Source organism: Aminicella lysinilytica (genome assembly GCF_004362975.1).
Lineage (GTDB): Bacteria > Bacillota > Clostridia > Peptostreptococcales > Anaerovoracaceae > Aminicella > Aminicella lysinilytica.
Genome location: NZ_SNXO01000016.1, coordinates 1 through 19,039 on the forward strand (window position 1 = coordinate 1; position 19,039 = coordinate 19,039).

Consider the following 19,039-nt stretch of genomic DNA (forward strand, 5'->3'; position numbering starts at 1 on the left):
ATTCCAGAAGAATGTAAACAAACACTGTAAGCTATAACAGGGCAGTTGCGAACTGCTCTGTTTTTTTACCTATGTGCCTATGTTTTGATGCTTACCCGAATAAGCGGTTTTGGGAGAAAACATGTCTGTCGAGAATTTCAATCGACAGCGATTTTATGGAAGGAAAGGTACATGGACATCATAAAAACTATAAATGTAGAATTAGAGGACGAGAAGATATTTCTCAGTGACTTTAATAGGGATTTGAAGACCGCTCCACAGGGAATGCTGAAGACTAATATGAAAAACGGCCGGCCTTATTATTCTCAACGGTTTCCCGGTGGAAGACCGCCCACTTATCTCGGCAAGAAAGACGTTGATAAGATCAACGCCCTGAAAGCCAAGCGGTTTTGTCAGGAGGCCGTTAAGGTTTTTGAGAACAATATACCTATATTAGAACAGGCCGTCAAGGGACTTCAGCCTTATACGCCTGATGATATCATCGCCAGAATGCCGGCCGGCCTGACCACTTTCCCCGATGAATGCTACAACGCTTTGGACCTGCTCAATGCTAAGCATTGGGAGAAAACGCCCTATGAGGTTTCCCATGATTATCCCCAGGACCTGATACATCGAACGCGCAAGGGCGATATAGTCAGATCAAAAAACGAAGTCAACATATGCGATGCTTTGTTGTATTACGGCATTCCCTATCACTACGAACAACCCCTCAGACTTTTTGGCAGAGATGTCCACCCGGACATAGTTGCCTATTCGGAATACTACCGGCGGCTCATCTATTGGGAACACGCCGGCCTGGCTTCAGATATGAGCTATGTCCACGCCAATATGCCGAAATATCTTGATTATCTTCAATCCGGCATCGTACCTTGGCGGAATCTGATAATCACCTTCGATGATGAAAAGGGCGGCCTGGATTCGAGCATTATCGACAAAATCATCCATCTGTGGTTTTTAGGTGAGTAATTGACCGGGGCTCATTGACTTTACACAATTAAATGCTATTATTATAGTCAAAGTAGTGGAACCACGATTTCCGTGGCTACTGAATTTGCAAATCTAAGCATAATAATAAGACCGAATTTGCAAATCTAAGCATAATAATAAGATATAACAAGGAGGACAAACAATGAGTATCAAACTTGCAATCAATGGCTTCGGCCGCATCGGCAGACTGGCTTTCCGGCTGGTATTCGGCGATGACGAATTCGAAGTAGTAGCAATAAACGACCTGACCAGTCCGGACCTGCTGGCTTACCTTTTGAAGCACGACAGCGTTCAGGGCGGATACCACGACCACACGGTCGAGTACGACGACGAGTCCATCACCGTCGACGGCAAAAATATCAAGATATTCAAGGAGCCGGATCCGAAGAATCTTCCTTGGGGGAAACTGGGAGTCGACGTGGTGCTGGAATGCACGGGCTTCTTCGCATCCAAGGCAAAATCCCAGGCCCATATAGACGCAGGCGCCAAGAAAGTCCTGATTTCAGCCCCGGCGGGCAACGACCTTCCGACCGTTGTCTACGGCACCAACCATAAGACTTTGAAAAATGACGACCTGATCGTCTCCGGCGCATCATGCACCACCAACTGCCTGGCGCCTATGGCCAAGGCTTTGAACGATTATCGCGAGCTGCGCACGGGATTCATGACCACCATCCACGCATACACCGGCGACCAAATGATTCTGGATGGCCCTCAAAGAAAGGGTGATTTCAGACGTTCCAGAGGCGGCGCAATCAATATTGTCCCGACCAGTTCCGGCGCGGCTAAGGCTATCGGCCTGGTCATCCCGGAGCTTGACGGCAAGCTCATCGGTTCCGCCCAGCGCGTGCCTGTAGCCAGCGGTTCCATCACGATCCTCGACGCGACTCTGAAGGATATGACCGACACAGTCACCGTCGACGGCATCAACGAAATGATGAAAAACGAGGCGACAGAATCCTTCGGATACACGGAGGAGCAGATCGTATCCAGCGATGTCATCGGCATGCATTACGGCTCACTTTTTGACGCCACCCAGACCCTCGCCCAGCAGTGCGGCACGCACATTTACGAGGTCAGAGTCGTGTCATGGTACGACAACGAAATGAGCTACACGGCGCAGCTGATCCGCACGCTGAAATACATGGCCAACATGGCGTAAGCGCAAACGCGGGAGCATCGGCATTAGCGCAAGCACACCCGCGTAAGCGCAAACAAATCGGCGCGAGCGCAACTGGCGCAAGCCTTTTGTACAAAAATAATCCCGGCGGAGTTTTTCCGTCGGGGTTTTGTTTTATATGCTGTAGTCATCACCTGCGCTGCCGCGGTCGGCCAGGTCGGCCACAGTGTAACTGTCGAAGAATTCATTTGTCATGGCGTAAAATTTCTGCCACATGGGCAAAGTCTTGCAAGCTGCTGCTCTCGGGCAGGTGTTATGGGTCCCGTCCAGGCAGGTGACCGGCGCCAGGTCGCCTTCTATGAGGCGAAGGACGTCGCCGACTTTATAGTTTTCAGCCGGCTTAGCCAGCTTGTAGCCGCCGCCTTTACCACGGTGACCTATGAGCAGGCCGGCTTTGGAGAAAACTACTATTATTGATTCAAGGTATTTTTCTGAAATGTCCTGACGTGCGGCGATTTCCTTCAATGGAACAAATTCTCCGCTGTTGTGTTCTGCCAGGTCTATCAGTACGCGCAGGGCGTAACGGCCTTTAGTGGATATTTTCATTGACATGTTGATTTCCTCTCTTCTTATTCTTACGGTATTATATCACTTCCCGAGAGATTAAGCAACCAACATGGTAGGTTGATCGGCCTATGAGGCGATCTTGGTTGAAAGAAGCCTGGATTTTGGCTTTACTAGTCGAGTCCTGAACATAATCGCAATGCATATCGATGTCGCCGCCGATTCCGCGAACCGTGCAAAAGGACCGCTGCCATGGCAGCGGTCCCTTCGTAAGAATTGAGTTGAGTTTGTTTAATTTTACAGCTTTTTAACTGTGATCTTTCCTGTGTAAGTTTTGCCGGCCTTAACCTTAGTAAGTTTGCCGTTTACATAAACTTTACCCTGGAGTTTAGCTTTGGATCCTACGTTCAGTGAAGTAACGATGGATGTTCCTGTTACCTTCCAAACTGCGTTTCCTGTAAGTTTAACTGTAACATTGTTAGCCTTGTTGTAGTAAGCCTTATTTACAACGTGTCCGAACTGATAATATTTACCCTGCGGTATATATCTGTTCTGAGTCTTGCCGCCATCTGTGCTGTGCTTGATGCTTGTAGCACTGATCTTACCTGTGATCTTGGCGCCGCTCTTCAGATTAACTGTCAGAGTCTCAGCCTGCTGCTGATATCCAGAACCGTTATAGATATTGCCCTTCAGAGTTGAATTGCTGACTGAGATGCTTGACTTGGTGTTCTTGCTTCCGTCTCCATTGCTGTAGACCTGACCATTCTCACCGGCCCAGCCTTTCTTCTCTGAGAAGTACTTACGTGCAAATGTCATTCCTTCACCTTCAGGATCAGTTGCCGCACTGTCTTCGTTATCCATTACCTGCATGATAACTCCGTTCTTGGAATTGATCTTGGATTTGTCGGTGATATTGATGCTGGCTGTTCCTGATTTAACCAGGAATGCTGCGTTTCCAGTATTGAATGTAGTTCCATCTTTCAGGTTGACTGTGCCGCCGCCCCAGATGTCTACGCCGAAGTTCTCGGAATTGACTGTGGATTTCTTATTCTTACCGGTTGTTGAACTTACAACTGTATCATACTTCTTAGTAGTTGTGTTGTACTTGTAAGTCTTGATTGTTCCCTTGGAAGCTGCGTAGTTCAGTACGTTCTCGCCGTTAGCGCAGATAGTTCCATAAGTGGATACGTTGAATGTAGTGCCGTAGAAGTTCTCAAGTGCTGAACCTATGGCATATGTGCCGTAGCCGCTGTCTTCTGTAAGATTGTTTCCTGAGAGATCCATGTTTACTGTAGAATCTACTGTTGTCAGGTTTACATTGCTGCATCCGTCTGTTGACAGAACGCCCCACTTAGTAGCATATGCTGTAGTGTTGTATACTGACATTGTTGAAGCAGTACCAAGAAGGTTAGTCGTTCTTGCATTTCCAACGATTCCAAGAACCCAAGGTGGCTCTACCATTAATTCCGTATTAGCACTGTTTTCATATCCGGAATAAGTTGTTCCGCCGTCTGCTGCCAAATCAGAATTCTTGATGATAGTATCTGATCCGTCGTCGCCTTCAACTGCGCAACGAGCTACGCCTGTTGTATGGATGTCTGCGTTGTCGATGATCGTCTTAGCATTGTCATATGTTGAGATAGCCGCGCCCCAGCCGCTGAAGTCGCAAACTGTTCCGTTACCATCGCTCTTACCGAGAAGATTGATCGTTGCATTGTTGATCTTAGCTACTGTCTGCTTAGCTGAATCTGTTCCCTGGATAACCAGTGGATTCAGGTTGTCGCTGTATGAATTTACTTCCAGACCGTCTACTGTTGTAGTATTGTCTGATGTAGTAACTGTTCCGCCTACTACATCTTTGCCCAGTGAAAGAGTGCTGCCTGTGATACCGCTCTTGATAGCTGATGTATCTCCGTCTACTCCACCGTTGGTGATGTAATAACCGATACGGAACTTAGCTGTTCCAACCTTATTGGTGTTGCTGCCAAATACTGTAGTCTTGTCAGGTTTGAAGTACTGATTGTACACCTTAAGGGACTTAGTAGCTCCGCCCATTCCCGGTGGCATTCCGCCGCCACCGCCGCTTGATGCGCTGGCTGAGATCTTCTGAGCTCTTGCGTATGTTACTTCGCTTGAGCCATACATAAATGTCATGCCACTGTCGTAGCTTACGGATGTACCGTCATCCAAAGCTATCGTTGCAGGATCTGTGCTGGTATCTATCGATTTAACCACTGCGCCACCTGCAGGTACTACTGCTGTATCAGCAGCATAAACGCTTGAGGTGCTGGTGTTCTGTCCGCCTAAATATGAAAGACTTGGCATTCCAAAACCAACTACCATTACCACTGCTAAAGCGACAACAACTGCCTCTTTGCATATAGTCTTTAATTTACCATTCATTGAAAGTCTCCTCTCATCCAATTGCTCATAATTGCAAATCTACCGAAAAAATAGAAGTATTCCTAATGATCTGCAAAGTTTACCTACCTGCTTGACGTTCAGAATACTCCTCCTTCCTTCATTTACGTAACAGGATTCCAATAGCTAATAAACACTCTACACACAGTTTACTTCATGAGTAATTGTCAGTAAAATTCCAAATTTAAGATAATAATTATAACCAAAATTGCATAGGTCTGAATTTTCAAAAATTTTAGCATGCTAAAAGCAAGCAATCTTAATGGGTTGGGTTAATTACCTACTAAGACGCTTGCTTTTTATAAAAATCTCGATTCAAATAAATTTTCAGGAAAAAATTTTATGGCACCGTATATGCATTATTTGACTTTGAACATATATGGGTCCATACCCCAGTATTCTTCCATTTTGCACTTGATGTATTCTGTGGATTCGAACTCGGCTATGCCGAAGTAATGATGCTTCTTATCGTCGTTTTCCGAAATCAGCGACAGGGCCGCGTAAACGCAGAAAGCGAAGAACAGCTTGTCCTTATACTCCAGCCTGCCTTTTGTTGCAGGAAGCTCCTCCAGCAAGACATACTGCCCTTTTATCTTGTCATGGCTGGTCACGTAGTTGTCATCGTCAGCCACCAGATCCTTCAGGCTGGCAAAAGCCGATACCTGCTGTGACAGCTCGAGCTTGCTCTCTGTCAGCTCGTCTATAACGTCGAACATCCTGATATAATCCACGACTTCATCATCGTAATAAGGCACCTGGAACTGGTCCAGCAAGCGGCACATTTCCTCGTATTTGCCGGGATCCACAGTTTCCTCTTCAGTTATTTCTTCTTTACCTGATTCATAATTATCCATGTTGCTATTTAAACTCCTCGCCTGTCAGAAGCTGATATGCTTCCTTATACTTGCCTATGGTCTTGTCTATAATGTCCTGCGGTAGCAGATAATCGCTGTCAGGGTTGGCCTTCAGCCAGTTCCTGACGAACTGCTTGTCATAGGACGGCTGTCCCTGGCCCGGAGCGTAGCCCTTCAGCGGCCAGAATCTGGAGCTGTCCGGCGTGAGCATCTCGTCGCCGAGGATCACATTGCCGGCAGGATCCAGTCCGAACTCGAACTTGGTATCTGCTATAATAATATCCCTGGACAAAGCATACTCTGCGCATTTCTTATACAAAGCGATGGTGTAGTCTCTGATTTTAGTGGCGTACTCTTTCCCCTTGCCCGGGTAGATCTTCTCTATGACATCGATGCTTTCTTCATAGGAAATGTTCTCGTCGTGATCGCCGATGTCTGCCTTGGTGCTCGGTGTAAATATAGGCTCAGGCAGTTTGGCGCTTTCCTGAAGGCCTGCAGGCAGCTGTATGCCGCAGACTTTACCTGTCTCCTTGTAGCTTTCCCAGCCGCTTCCTGTAATGTAACCGCGGACGATGCATTCAACAGGCAGCATCTCAAGTTTCTGGCACTTCATGCTGTTGCCGTCGAATTTCTCCTGTCTGAAAAACTCAGGCATGTCGTTGACGTCTACTGAAAGCATGTGATTCGGAACTATGTCCTTGGTGAAATCGAACCAGAATTTCGACATCTGAGTCAGGATGGCTCCCTTGTCTGTTATCTGGTTTTTCAATATATGGTCAAAGGCGGAGATTCTATCGGTAGCAACCATTATGAGGCTGTCGCCATTGTCATAGATCTCACGGACTTTTCCTTCTTTTACAGGTTTAAATTCTTCCATTTTATCGACCTCCATAATCTATTTTTACGATACATTACATTTTAGCATTGAATGGCCTAATTTACCACATATTTTTGAATAAATGATTTTCTGAAAATCTATTGACTTTATTTTTAAATGTTGTACAATCATAATTCGTTTAATGGTTAGTTTTTGGAGGAAAATAGAAGATAATGAGAAGAAATGTAAAACTGATGCCGGTACAGATATTGGCTGTTGGCTTTGCTTTAATTATATTTTGCGGCGGTATCATATTATCGCTGCCTATAAGCTGTCGTAATGGCGCGGATCTGTCTTTCATAGACGGACTGTTCACCTCAACGTCAGCTACTTGCGTTACAGGCCTTGCCGTAGTCGATACCTATTCGCAGTTCAATTTCTTCGGCCAGCTGGTGATTCTGATACTCATACAGATCGGCGGTCTGGGCTTCATGGGCCTGGCTACGGTTTTCGCCTTTGCTGCCAGGAGCAAAATAACCATTTTCCAAAGGACACTGCTGCAGGAGTCTCTTGGCTCGTCGCACATTGGCGGCGTAGTGAGAACCATCCGCAGGATGCTCGTGGGAACGCTGGTCATAGAAGCCATGGGCGCATTCCTTATCAGCCTGCGTTTTGTTCCCAAGGTAGGCCTTGCCGAGGGCATATGGTACGGCATATTCCATTCCATATCAGCCTTCTGCAACGCGGGTTTCGACCTGATGGGCAGGTTCGAACCGGGCAGTTCCATCACTCTCTTCGCAGACGATCCACTTATAGAGATAACCATAATGGCGTTGATAGCCGTAGGCGGTCTGGGCTTCATAGTATGGAGCGACATGGCCGACCACAAGTTCAGTTTCCACAGGCTGTCACTCCATTCCAAGATAATGCTGACATTTACAGGAGGCCTCATAGTTGGAGGAGCTCTGATCTTCTACATTGTAGAAGGTAATTATTCCTTCAAGGGCATGAGTGCCGGCGAGAGAATAATGAATTCCTTCTTTGCCTCGGTATCTCCGAGAACGGCGGGATTCAACTCCGTTCAATACGCGGACATGTCCACGGCCGGACGGTTCCTGACCATGATGCTCATGTTCATAGGCGCAGGCCCGGGATCCACCGGCGGAGGAATCAAGGTGACTACCTTTGTTACACTGATGCTTTCCATATATTCAAACGCCAAGAACTACAACGACCTGAGCATATTCAGACGACGTTTGCCGGCCGACGCCCAGCGCAAGGCTTTGTCGACTATAGCCTCATACATATTCCTGGTCATCTGCTGCACCTTCCTGTTGCTGATGCTGAACCCGGAGCTGACTTCGGAAAGCTGCTTCTTCGAGTCTCTGTCAGCCATGGGTACCGTAGGGCTGACCATGGGCATAACGTCTGGTCTGGGCACGGTTTCAGAGCTGTGTCTCATGTTCCTTATGTACTGCGGCAGACTGGGCAGTATCGCCGTGGCTATGGCCATCGTGCGCAAGAAAGTAATACCGAAAATAAGTTATCCGGAAGAAAAGATAACATTAGGATAGATAATAGGAGGAAATAGAAATGCGTTCATTATTAGTAATAGGATTAGGAAGATTCGGAAGACATCTGACCATGAGTCTGGCCGAAATGAAAAATGATATAATGGTCGTTGATAAGGACGAGAAGATCGTCAATAAACTGGCGCCTTACGTGTCATCGGCTCAGATCGGCGACTGCACTGACGAGGTGGTCCTGAGGGATCTGGGCGTGGCCAACTTCGACATCTGCTTCGTGTGCATAAGCGACGATCTGGAGACATCGCTGGTCATCACATCGACTCTGAAGGAACTGGGTGCCAAGAAGGTCGTCACCAAGGTCAACCGCGATCTCCATGTGAAGTTCTTATTACAAAACGGAGCTGACGATGTTATTTATCCGGAGCGTGACATGGCTCACAGGACGGCGCTGAAATACAGCGTCAAGGAAGCCTTCGACTATGTGGAACTGAATGAGCACTACGGCATTTTCGAGATCGCCCCGCCGAAGTCATGGCTGGGTCACACTTTGAAGGAAATAGATGTGCGCAGGAAATACCATGTGAACATCATCGCATATAAATCTGCGGACAAGATCAGTGCCCTGGACAGGGAGATGTACACTTTCAACCTAGACGAGCATCTCATCGTTGCAGGTGACCGGAAGAACTTCGTCAACATGGTCAAGCAGAAACTGTAAATAAACAAGCCGGCCCGTGAGGACCGGCTCTTATTATACGCTAATTTATATGAGGGCTGTCAGCACGGTGATCCATGCGGTCACGGCCCCTGTCAGCACCAGTGGGATCATGCCGTCGATGTAAGCTTTGTTTCCTTCAAGGTTATAGTACAAAAGGTAACATATGAAGCCTACGATGGATGCGGCGATGATGACTGTTATGACCAGCAACGCCCGGCCTGACATTATCATGCCGTACTGATACATTACGTTGACTACGATCATTTCCAGCACCGTCCAGCCGACTATAAGCAAAAGCTCTGTGGTGACCTGTCTTTTAAAGACAAACCATGAAAACAGGAACAGGGCTACATAGGCAGCTACGCCGATTATAATGACCCATTTATTAGAGAACAGTTCCCCGCCTTCAGGGACGGATCTTATGCCCTTGACCATAACTATGATTCCTATGATGCCGACTATGGCAGCGATGATTATGATGACCCCGTTTCTGGTAGTAACCTCTTCAGCTTCCGGCTTAAAAGCCAGAGCCCACCATAACAGGTATATGCCTATGCAGACTATCAACATTATATTTCCATAGAAAATGCTTCTATCCATCTAATTGACCTCCCAACAATATGTTAATCATTATATCACAGGGGACTGTGTTTTTATTGTATTTTAGATGAAGTTATAGTAAAATCGAATAAACTTAAAAGCAGAAAGGATGCCTATGATAACAGCTCTACTGCTCACAACCTATGTGGTGATCAACATCTATACTGCTGTCCAGACCGACTTCTGGCTGAGACGCTGTTTTCACAGCTATCACAGCAGAGTCAAGAGGATAGTCTTCTATATAGTGTATGTTTTGCTTGCCCTCCTTCCGGTTTCCGGAGCTTATCTACCCGATGACCAGCTGAAAACGCAACTTGCAGCCGCAGGAAATCTGTGGCTGGGTTTCTATATTTATTTTACAGGCTTTCTGCTCATAGCGCAGATCCTGCGCTTGCTCATAAGGCTGGCCTCTCGTGGCAAATGCAGCGGACTGCCTCGGCACTGGGCCTGGGTGGCTTTGCCTCTGATGGTGTTCCTTACTGTGAGTTTGAATTTCTACGGCATTCTCAACGCTCAGGATATTTACACGACCAACTATAAAGCAACGATTAACAAGGACGCGGGAAATGTTAAACACATGAGGGTCGTCCTGGTGGCAGACTTCCATCTTGGAAGCAATTCGGACCCATCCCTGTACAGATCTCTCGTAGGGAAAATCAACGCTCAGAAGCCGGATCTGGTCCTTGTAGGCGGTGATATATTCAACAGTACCTACAATTCACTGAAGGATCCGCAGATATACTCCGAAATATTATCAGGCATCAAGTCCAGGTATGGCGTCTACGCAGTTTACGGAAATCACGATGTAGAAGAAACGCTCTTCGGCGGCTTCGCTATAACCGATTCTTCTCACTCCTACAGAAATCCCAAGGTCACGGCCTTCCTGAAGGACTGCGGCTTCAAAATACTGGACGACCGTACTGTCAGCATCGCCGGCGGCAATGTCATACTTGCCGGCAGACGGGACGGGGAAAAGGCTGGCGACGGCACTGCCGAAAGAGCTGGCATACAGTCACTTATCCTTGGCAAAGACACCACCAAGCCTGTTTTTGTGCTGGAACACGAACCCATGGACTTTGCGAACATTTACGACGCAGGCGCGGACTTCGTCTTCAGCGGCCACACCCATGACGGACAGATATTCCCGGGGAATCTGGTTGTCAGATTTCTGAGCCAGAACCCTTACGGCGTTCGTGTCATCGACGGGGTCACCACCCTGACCACCTCCGGCGTAGGCTACTACGGACCTCCTATGCGCATTGGCACTCACAGCGAGATCGCTGTGGTAGATTTCACATTTAAGTTAACTATTAGGAAAGGAAATTGATTATGGAACCTATCAAAGAATTAAAACGACGGGGTCGTTCAACAGTCAAACACCACTATTTTCTTCTGCTGATACTGTGTCTTCTGGCTGTGTTCTGGGGAACTGAGTTCAATTCCTCCGGCAGTCTCTTCAATAAGATCGACACGACTACGGCTACTCAGAGCAGCACATCGGCGCCCTTCATGAAGGATAATGCCAGCGATGTTCTCAATGATATTTACAATAATAACATCAAGGCCGGAAAGACTGAATCCAATAAGATACTGGAAAACTACAGATCCAAGGATTATAACGGTAAGATCGTAGGCCGTTCCAGAGGTTCTCTGGCCAGACTGGCCAACAGTGTTTCTTCGGGCCAGCTTTACCTGAAATTTGCTTCGGCGCTGAATTCCATAACTAATTCTGACAAGGCTGTTTCAGTCATATTCGTGATCATCAGTCTGTTTTTCTATCTGTGTATATGGATCTTTCTAATGAATGTTTACAAGGTCATTATGAGGAGGATGTTTCTGGAAGCAAGGACATATAAATATGTGCCTCTGCAACGGGCCATCCATCTTCTGTCTGTACGCCGATGGTTCAGGGCATCGATGACGGTATTCGTGACCTATATATTCCAGTTTCTCTGGGATCTCACTATAATAGGAGGTGTCATCAAGCACTATTCCTATTATCTGGTACCTTATATCGTTGCAGAGAATCCGGATATCAGGCCGCGTGAGGCAATTAACCTTTCCCGGAAAATGATGTATGGCCACAAGTGGGAATGCTTCAAATACGAACTGTCCTTCATAGGATGGTATATTCTCTCTGCTGCGACTTTAGGCCTCGTGAGTATTCTCTATGTGATTCCTTACAAGCTGTCCACATTCTGCGAATATTACATGGACATGCGCGCCGTAGCCAAGGAGAACAACCTGCCGGGCGCCGAGAAACTCAACGACGAGTATCTCTTTGTTAAAGCCCCTGACACAGCCCTGACGGCCGCTTACTCTGACACCGTCAAGGAAATTGACTACATAGAAGATAACGCTATCACCATCAATGTTATCCAGAAACTAATAGCCGACTGGCTGGGTATCTGGCTGGGCCGCACTAAGACTAAGAACGCCTATCAGGAAATCGAAGGCCGGAAATTCCAGATCAGGCGGAATAAAAACTGCCTGGAGGGTCTGGCTTATCCGTCAAGACTCAATCCACTGTATGATCACAGGGATGATTTCCTGGCCGGTAAGATAATGTTCCTGCGCAGTTATACTGTATGGAACCTGCTGCTCATGTTCTTCCTGTTCTCCTTCCTGGGCTGGTGCTGGGAGGTCAGTCTCCACCTTATTCAAGACGGCGAATTCGTCAACCGCGGTACCTTATTCGGACCGTGGCTGCCGATCTATGGCTACGGAGGGATCATCGTACTTGTGTTGCTGAGTAAATTCCGTAAGTTCCCTGTAGTTGAATTTCTGGGAGCTATAGTTCTCTGCGGCATTCTGGAATACAGTTCTTCCTATTACCTAGAAGCAAAGTACGGAATGCGCTGGTGGGATTATACGGGATATTTCCTGAATCTGGACGGACGCATCTGCGCTGAAGGCCTGCTGGTCTTCGCCATAGCAGGCATGCTCATAGTTTACCTGATCGGACCGATCAACGATGTGCTCTTCTCCAGAATCAGTCTGAAGATAGTCGTGCCTGTGGTCCTGTGCCTGGTAATGCTCTTCGCCGTAGATCAGATCCACTCTATCAAGCACCCGAATATGGGCAAAGGCGTAACAGATTATAAGGCATATAAAGAAACATCTATGATGATGGAATTAAAAAAGCAGGCCTTGCGGCCTGCCAATGATCATCAACTATTCAGTTGTTCAGGTTCTGCATCGCACTCGTCTCCGCTGTAGAACAACTTATCAAGCAGCAGCGTATATTGTGAATCGCTGATCTTCGCCTGCCCTGATCTGATAAGACTAGGCAGTCTTACAGTTCCAAGCATCAGCGATGTCGCGGCTGCTCCTGTGCACTGCAGTTTGACATCTGCCGTTACATCAGCCTGAGCGACGCTCCATCTGCTGCAACCGTTGACACGGTCCTCACTGAAACGAAGCTTCATGGCCTTGTCCATTCCGGCCATCTCATCACTGATCTCTATCTCAACTATGATGTTAGCCAAAGGTAGCTTCCTGTACTTGGTATGAGCCACGAACTTCATCGGTGACAATACCTTGCCCATAACTCCACGCATATCAGAAACTATCAGTTCCCTTGGCGCATCAGCATCCTCCTTGATATTCAGAAGTTCTGTGAAGTTCTCTTCTTCTGTATCCAAGGTCACATGATCCGCATCCTTAGCGTATATCTTAAGATAACCGAGGAGGCATTTAAGTATGTCTCTGCTCTCATAGACCATTTCATCTACTGCGATATGTCTGGACAAACACTGTCCTTCTTCATCAACAACGAATTTATACGATATATAGCCTCTGATATGTCCGTTATCAACATAACTGATTCTGAGGATATCCGCGTCATTCTGCATATCGCGTATCTCCTGGATGCACTTCATCAAAGCCGTATGATTATGCCTTGCGAAATTCTCATGATATTTCAGCGTGTTCCATAAATCTTCCTTAGTCAGGAACCTCAGCTTGGAAATATCATCTGCAGCCGGCAGATCCTGGATCGGAATATTGTACTCTTCCATACGGGTGCCGTTTCCGTAGCCGTATTTCTTACTGACCTCTACGCTGCCCGGGAACAGCAATGCTATATTAGAATCCGAGTCTTTAACAAAACTTTCAAAGTAGCTGATCATCTGGCTGACCACTTCTCCATTGACAAACTCAGGTCTGATAGCCATGGACATAAGCCCTGTGGCCTGCTGCAATTTCCCGAAAATATTCATAGAAAGATCTACGATCTTCATGGCCGCGATCATCTGACTGTTTTCATACAACCCGAAGAATCGAGAATCATAGGCATCGTCTATATCGGCAAGCACATTATTTCTCAAGTACTCAGTCCGCTTCTCGTCTACCCTTCCCATGCCTTTATATGCGCTGAAACAGACATCCAGATAATCGTCAACGGAAGCTCTGTTTATCTCTGCAAATTCTCTCATTTTCACACCTTTTTTACCTTTCATAGATAGTATAACATCCAAAAAGGCCGATATCAATTGAGTTGCATTGTTTTTTGCACAAAACCGATACTTCTTCGTTGTTAAATTTTAAGAATCTATCATTAATTGTGATAAATGGTCTCCAGTACACTAATTATTGCTTATGAATTACATTAAATCCAAAAGCAAATCGATATCTTTCTCTTCTGTAGCCCAGCTGGTACAGAAACGAATTACCGTGTTATTATCATCATATGCCTGGACATATTCATATACCACAGACTTGCCCAGTTCCTCCAGTTTCTTATTATCCATAATAATGAACTTCTGGTTGGTCGGCGTCTCCAGGAAGAATCTGCAGCCCTTATCTCTGAGGCCCTGCTCCAGTTTGTCAGCCATGTGTATGGCATGTCCGGATATCTTCATATAAAGGTCGTCAGTGAACAGAGTATCGAACTGCACTCCCAGTATGCGGCCCTTGGCCAGGGATGCCCCCATCTGCTTGATCATAGGGAAGAAGTTCTCTATGAGGCCAGGCTTAGGAATTACCACGGCTTCGCCGAACAATGCGCCTACCTTGGTGCCTCCAATGTAAAATATGTCGCAAAGCTCAGCTATGTCAGGCAGGGTCACGTCAGTATCCGTGGCCATAAGGCCGTAGCCAAGGCGCGCTCCATCCATGAACAAAGGGATGCCGTACTCTCTGCAGACATTGCTCAGGTCGGTCAGCTCCTTCTTAGTGTAAAGGGTGCCCAGCTCTGTCGGGTGAGAAATGTAGACCATGCCCGGTCTTACCATATGATCACGGTTTCCGTCCTTCAGGAAATCGTCCATGAATTTCTTTACTTCTGCAGCACTGATCTTGCCATCTTCTGATGGCAGCGGGAACACCTTGTGGCCTGTGAACTCAATGGCGCCGGCTTCATGCTGGCTTATATGGCCTGTCGGCGCATCCATGACGCCTTCATAGGTCTTCAGCAGAGCCTTGATGACAGTCATATTAGTCTGAGTACCGCCAACGAGAAAATGAATCTCAGCATCAGAACACTTGCAGGCCTTGCGTATCTTGTCGCGAGCGCTCTCGCAGTAAGGATCCTCGCCGTATCCCTCAGTCTTATCCATATTTGTTTCAACTAATCTTTCCAGGATCTCCGGGCATGCGCCCTCTAGATAATCTGACTCGAAATGTATCATTTTCTCCTCCTACTCATTGATGATACCGTATCCCAGTATCTTCTTGCTGTTTAACGAATAATGTCCTTCTATGCAGGTGTCGTCGCGGTTGCCCTCGATGGTGTAAACTATACCATCGTGGTAGTATTCAACGATCCCCACGTGATTAGCCGTTCCGTCTTCATCCCAGTCGAAGAATATGAGACTTCCCGAAGTCGGCTTATAGCCCACGTCCTTCCATCTTTTCTTCTCCTTGAACCAGTTGACTCCGTAAGGCACATATACGAATTCTTCCATTTTGCCGTCATCGATATAGCCGTTCTGTCCGCCACACCATGAGGCGAAGCATGCACACCAGTCTATATGGCCCGAGTAACCGCAATATGTCCAGAATTTCTTTCCACCTTTATATCCGATGTTCGGTACAGCCGCCTTGACCATTGGCGACGCCTTGATGGCCTTGGCCAGCAGCTTCTCGTGCTCAGCCGTATCGTCCACAGCCGTGGTCAGTTCTTTTTCTACCGATACGCCGGTCACGTCATCGCCTTTGTCCGCAAAGAATACTCTGTTGACACCGAAGGCTATTAACGCCAGCACTGCTGCTAGGCATACTATGTCAACTGCCAGGCGTTTTTTCGAAATTTTATATTTACGTTTCTGCATCATTCTTCACTCCCCGTATCTGTCGCGTCATTGATAGTTTCCAGGGCCGTGACGATGCCTCCCAGCATGGCGTCTACTGCTTCCGCAGACATTTTGGTGACCTTCCACCTGCCGCCGGTCTTCTTCAGATTCACTGTTACTGTCTTCTTCTTATTCTTGTCAGTCAGGGTCGCGTTGTTTGCCTTCAGTTCGTTTATTACCATCCTCGTCAGGTCTTTATCGGTATATGTCTTCCCTGCAACAGCTCTATCGACTGCCTCTGCCTTGAAATCAGTAAACACAGAAGTTATCATGTTTCCAAATTTATATGTAGTGAAGGTAACCTTGACTGTTGCCTTATCACCGTCTATCTGCTCGTCTGTGACCTGATAGCTGAATTTCAGAAGCCTTTCCGTAAGATTGCTTATGACCTTCTTCTGAGATTTGGTCAGCTTGGTATCGCCTACAGAAAAGGCGCTCTCCAGGTCCTCAGTACCTACCCACTTAGCCTTACCGTCATAGGCCTTCTCTATAGCACTAGCGTCCTGGGCCTTGACCCCCTTGAAGAAACTTCCGGCAGCCTCCGACGGTGTTGGCCCTCCGCAGGCCGTTATCATGGCTGCGGTCACCAATATAGCCGTAAGAACGCATATTGATTTAAATCTTTTATTCATATTGCCTCTCTATAATAAGTGTCTAAAAATTTAGTTTTCAGTCTATTATAATACAGATTTCGGTTTCATTCAATGAAGTTTCAGTGTAGTTCTTTCTCCACCAGGCGGGCAACGTAGTCTGTAGCCGGGTTTTTCAGAAGTTCTTCCGGCGTGGCCAGCTGCTGGATCTCGCCGTGATCCATGACAAGAACGCGGGTCCCCAGGGTCAGTGCTTCTGCAATATCGTGAGTAACAAAAAGTACAGTAATGCCTGTCTTGCGGTATATCTCCTTCAGCTCTTTCTGTAGCTGGGCTTTGGTTATCTCATCTACGGCGCCGAAGGGTTCGTCCATGAGCAAAAGTTCCGGCGATGCTGCCAGAGCTCTGGCTATGCCTACTCTCTGCTGCTGTCCCCCGGAAAGTTCAGCCGGATAGCGTCCCAGGATCTCATCGTCCAGACCGACTATACCCATCCACTTTTCCACGGCGTTCTCCGTACGCTTCCTATCGCCTTTGTTCAGGAGGTTCGGCACGTAGGATATGTTTTGTTCGACGGTCATGTGCGGGAACAAAACTCCGCCCTGAATGGCGTAGCCGATGTTACGCCTGAGCATGACCTGGTCTTCTTTGCTTATGTCTTTTCCCATGACGAAGATTTCCCCTGCATCGGGAGTTATGAGGCCGTTGACCATTTTCAGCATGGTGGTCTTACCGCAGCCGGATGTTCCGATAATAGTCAGAAATTCGCCCTTTTCCACCTGGAGGCAGAAGTCCTTCAGGACGGATTTTTCTCCGTAAGATTTATCCACATTTCTGAATTCTATTTCCATACTCATTTCAGGACCCCCTTGCTCTTCAGGAACTTCTCTGCCACATCGGTCGGCTCCTTGCCCTGGCTCTCTACCTGATAATTCATCTGAGCCATCTCCTCGTCGGTTATAATATTCGTCAGCTTGTCCAAAGCCGTCTGCAGCTCCGGATGCTCGTCCAGAACGGTGTTCCGTATGACGTTTCCGCACTGGTATGATGGGAAGAATCCCTTATTGTCCTTCAGTACCACGGCGTCTGCCTGAGAAAGCTGGCCATCGGTGGTGAAGATTATCATTACATCTATTTTCTTCTGAGCCAGAGCCTTGTACTTGAGGCCTATGTCCAGATCCATGGTCTTTCCGAAGGACAGACCGTACTTCCTGCAAAGAGCCTTATATCCGTCTTCACGCTCGTAGAAGTCGGCTTCGGCGCCGAAGGTCAGGTTACTGTCTACAGCAGCAAGATCCGAGTAGGTCTCGATGCCGTAGCGGTCTGCCACTTCCTTCCTGACTGCAATGCCATAAGTATCGTTGAAACCGTACATGCTGGCCCAAGTCATATCGTATTTGCTCATGTATTTGGATTCCAGTTTGTCGAACATGGATTCCGAATAAAGTTCCTTCCGCTTCAGCACCTGATTCCACCCGGTGCCCGTATACTCAGGGTAGAGATCGAAATCCCCGCTCTCCATGCCTGCCTGTATGTTAGATGTGCCGCCGCCGACTCCCTGAGTCAGGTTGACCTTCAGGTCAGTGTCCTGCTCGATTACATCCTGAAGCATGGCGCCCAGTATGTACTGTTCCGTCATAGGTTTGGTGGCAATGTTGACGGTATCGCTGCCGCGGCTTGCGTTAATGGCGCAGGCTGCGACTATGACTACCAGGGCCAGAGCAATTATAACAAAAACTTTCCTTTGCATGTGTATCTTCTTGGTGTGTCGGCCCATACGCTTTTCCAAGTCTCCTAACAAAAGATCCGTTATGATGGCCAGCAGTGCTATGAGCAGGGAGCCGTCTATGGTCAAAGCGGAATTGTTGGTGGTGATGCCACGGTAAATGGCAACGCCAAGACCGCCGGCACCTATAAATGAGGCGATACCGGCGAGAGCTATAGTCATTGTGACCATGCTTCTGATGCCTGCCATAATAACCGGCATGGCAAGAGGGATTTTGATTTTGAATAATATCTGCCTTCGGGTACTGCCCATGCCCTTAGCCGCTTCCGGTATGCCTTTATCAACATTGGCAAGTCCCGTGTGAGTGTTCTTCACCATAGGAAGCAGGGCGTAAATGGTCAGAGCTATAATAGCTGTGGCGTTCCCGACTCCGGAAAAAGGAATCAGAAAGCCCAGCATGGAAATCGATGGTATGGTGTATAGGAAGTTGATGACTCCCAGGGTCGGCTTGACGGCGCTCTGGTACTCGCTGATGAGTATGCCCACGATACCTCCGAAAACCACGGCTATGGCAATAGCCGCCAGGGATATTTCAATGTGCTGCAAGGTCAGATCCCAGAGGAAATCCTTCCTGGTCACGAACAGTTCTAACATATCCATCAACATAATGCATTCCTCCGAAATCTGTCTGAACACGATATCTCGTAATGTCATTATACTATATTCAGACAGATGAGGGAACTTAATTTATTATCCGGTTTCTTACGATATAAATAGTTAGTGAATATTCTGTATTATTATGCTATAATGACTCTATCTA

Annotated in this window: 17 protein-coding genes; 6 read left to right on the forward strand and 11 right to left on the reverse strand. The window is 47.3% G+C overall.

Going from position 1 to position 19,039, the window contains the following annotated elements; translation table 11 throughout:
- The first annotated feature begins 171 nt into the window (after positions 1-171).
- Both EV211_RS05335 and gap read left to right on the forward strand, forming a co-directional pair.
- Positions 172-966: a hypothetical protein gene (locus EV211_RS05335; RefSeq protein WP_133528391.1), complete on the forward strand. Its 795-nt coding sequence runs from the start codon at positions 172-174 to the stop codon at positions 964-966.
- A gap of 163 nt (positions 967-1,129) precedes the next feature.
- Entirely contained in the window at positions 1,130-2,149 is a 1,020-nt protein-coding gene (gene gap / locus EV211_RS05340) for a type I glyceraldehyde-3-phosphate dehydrogenase (RefSeq protein WP_133528392.1), read from the forward strand.
- 132 nt (positions 2,150-2,281) lie between these two features.
- Here the strand turns inward: gap and EV211_RS05345 are convergent, their stop codons facing one another.
- The 4 genes from EV211_RS05345 to EV211_RS05360 form a co-directional block, all read right to left on the reverse strand.
- Positions 2,282-2,719 carry an RrF2 family transcriptional regulator gene (locus EV211_RS05345; RefSeq protein ID WP_330564571.1) on the reverse strand — a complete coding sequence of 146 codons (438 nt, stop codon included), beginning with the start codon at positions 2,717-2,719 and terminating at the stop codon, positions 2,282-2,284.
- Positions 2,720-2,968: 249 nt separating this feature from the next.
- Entirely contained in the window at positions 2,969-5,074 is a 2,106-nt protein-coding gene (locus EV211_RS05350; protein WP_133528393.1) for an autotransporter outer membrane beta-barrel domain-containing protein, read from the reverse strand.
- A 377-nt stretch (positions 5,075-5,451) separates the two neighbouring features.
- Positions 5,452-5,946 carry a hypothetical protein gene (locus tag EV211_RS05355; RefSeq protein WP_133528394.1) on the reverse strand — a complete coding sequence of 165 codons (495 nt, stop codon included), beginning with the start codon at positions 5,944-5,946 and terminating at the stop codon, positions 5,452-5,454.
- 4 nt (positions 5,947-5,950) lie between these two features.
- Complete coding sequence (locus EV211_RS05360) at positions 5,951-6,823, reverse strand: phosphoribosylaminoimidazolesuccinocarboxamide synthase (RefSeq protein WP_133528395.1); 873 nt, start codon at positions 6,821-6,823, stop codon at positions 5,951-5,953.
- A 173-nt stretch (positions 6,824-6,996) separates the two neighbouring features.
- On the opposite strand from EV211_RS05360, the gene EV211_RS05365 reads away from it, so the two are divergent.
- Together EV211_RS05365 and EV211_RS05370 are read left to right on the forward strand one after the other, a co-directional pair.
- Positions 6,997-8,337 (forward strand): TrkH family potassium uptake protein, encoded by a 1,341-nt coding sequence (locus EV211_RS05365; RefSeq protein ID WP_133528396.1) that lies wholly within the window; start codon positions 6,997-6,999, stop codon positions 8,335-8,337.
- Positions 8,338-8,356: 19 nt separating this feature from the next.
- Positions 8,357-9,010 (forward strand): potassium channel family protein, encoded by a 654-nt coding sequence (locus tag EV211_RS05370; RefSeq protein WP_133528397.1) that lies wholly within the window; start codon positions 8,357-8,359, stop codon positions 9,008-9,010.
- A 45-nt stretch (positions 9,011-9,055) separates the two neighbouring features.
- Here EV211_RS05370 and EV211_RS05375 read toward each other — a convergent pair whose 3' ends face one another.
- Positions 9,056-9,610, reverse strand: coding sequence for a hypothetical protein (locus EV211_RS05375; protein WP_133528398.1), 555 nt, complete (start codon positions 9,608-9,610; stop codon positions 9,056-9,058).
- Between the two features lie 115 nt (positions 9,611-9,725).
- Here EV211_RS05375 and EV211_RS05380 point away from each other — a divergent pair, with 115 nt between their 5' ends.
- Together EV211_RS05380 and EV211_RS05385 are read left to right on the forward strand one after the other, a co-directional pair.
- On the forward strand, positions 9,726-10,937 hold the full coding sequence (locus EV211_RS05380) for a metallophosphoesterase (RefSeq protein WP_166635378.1): 1,212 nt from the start codon (positions 9,726-9,728) through the stop codon (positions 10,935-10,937).
- 2 nt (positions 10,938-10,939) lie between these two features.
- On the forward strand, positions 10,940-12,829 hold the full coding sequence (locus EV211_RS05385) for a DUF975 family protein (RefSeq protein ID WP_133528400.1): 1,890 nt from the start codon (positions 10,940-10,942) through the stop codon (positions 12,827-12,829).
- Here EV211_RS05385 and EV211_RS05390 read toward each other — a convergent pair.
- From EV211_RS05390 to EV211_RS05415, 6 genes are all read right to left on the reverse strand, one after another.
- Entirely contained in the window at positions 12,781-14,070 is a 1,290-nt protein-coding gene (locus EV211_RS05390; protein ID WP_133528401.1) for a GNAT family N-acetyltransferase, read from the reverse strand. The two genes, EV211_RS05385 and EV211_RS05390, sit on opposite strands and share 49 nt — an antisense overlap.
- 144 nt (positions 14,071-14,214) lie before the next feature.
- Positions 14,215-15,240, reverse strand: a complete 1,026-nt coding sequence (locus EV211_RS05395) for a threonine aldolase family protein (RefSeq protein WP_133528402.1) — start codon at positions 15,238-15,240, stop codon at positions 14,215-14,217.
- Between the two features lie 9 nt (positions 15,241-15,249).
- The gene (locus tag EV211_RS05400; RefSeq protein WP_133528403.1) at positions 15,250-15,885 is read right to left on the reverse strand and encodes a CHAP domain-containing protein; all 636 of its coding nucleotides are present in this window, start codon (positions 15,883-15,885) and stop codon (positions 15,250-15,252) included.
- Positions 15,882-16,535, reverse strand: coding sequence for a DUF4878 domain-containing protein (locus EV211_RS05405; protein WP_133528404.1), 654 nt, complete (start codon positions 16,533-16,535; stop codon positions 15,882-15,884). Before EV211_RS05405 ends, EV211_RS05400 begins: the two co-directional genes overlap by 4 nt.
- An 80-nt stretch (positions 16,536-16,615) precedes the next feature.
- Positions 16,616-17,350: an ATP-binding cassette domain-containing protein gene (locus tag EV211_RS05410; protein WP_133528405.1), complete on the reverse strand. Its 735-nt coding sequence runs from the start codon at positions 17,348-17,350 to the stop codon at positions 16,616-16,618.
- Positions 17,347-18,885, reverse strand: coding sequence for an ABC transporter permease/substrate-binding protein (locus EV211_RS05415; protein ID WP_133528406.1), 1,539 nt, complete (start codon positions 18,883-18,885; stop codon positions 17,347-17,349). Before EV211_RS05415 ends, EV211_RS05410 begins: the two co-directional genes overlap by 4 nt.
- Positions 18,886-19,039 lie beyond the last annotated feature (154 nt).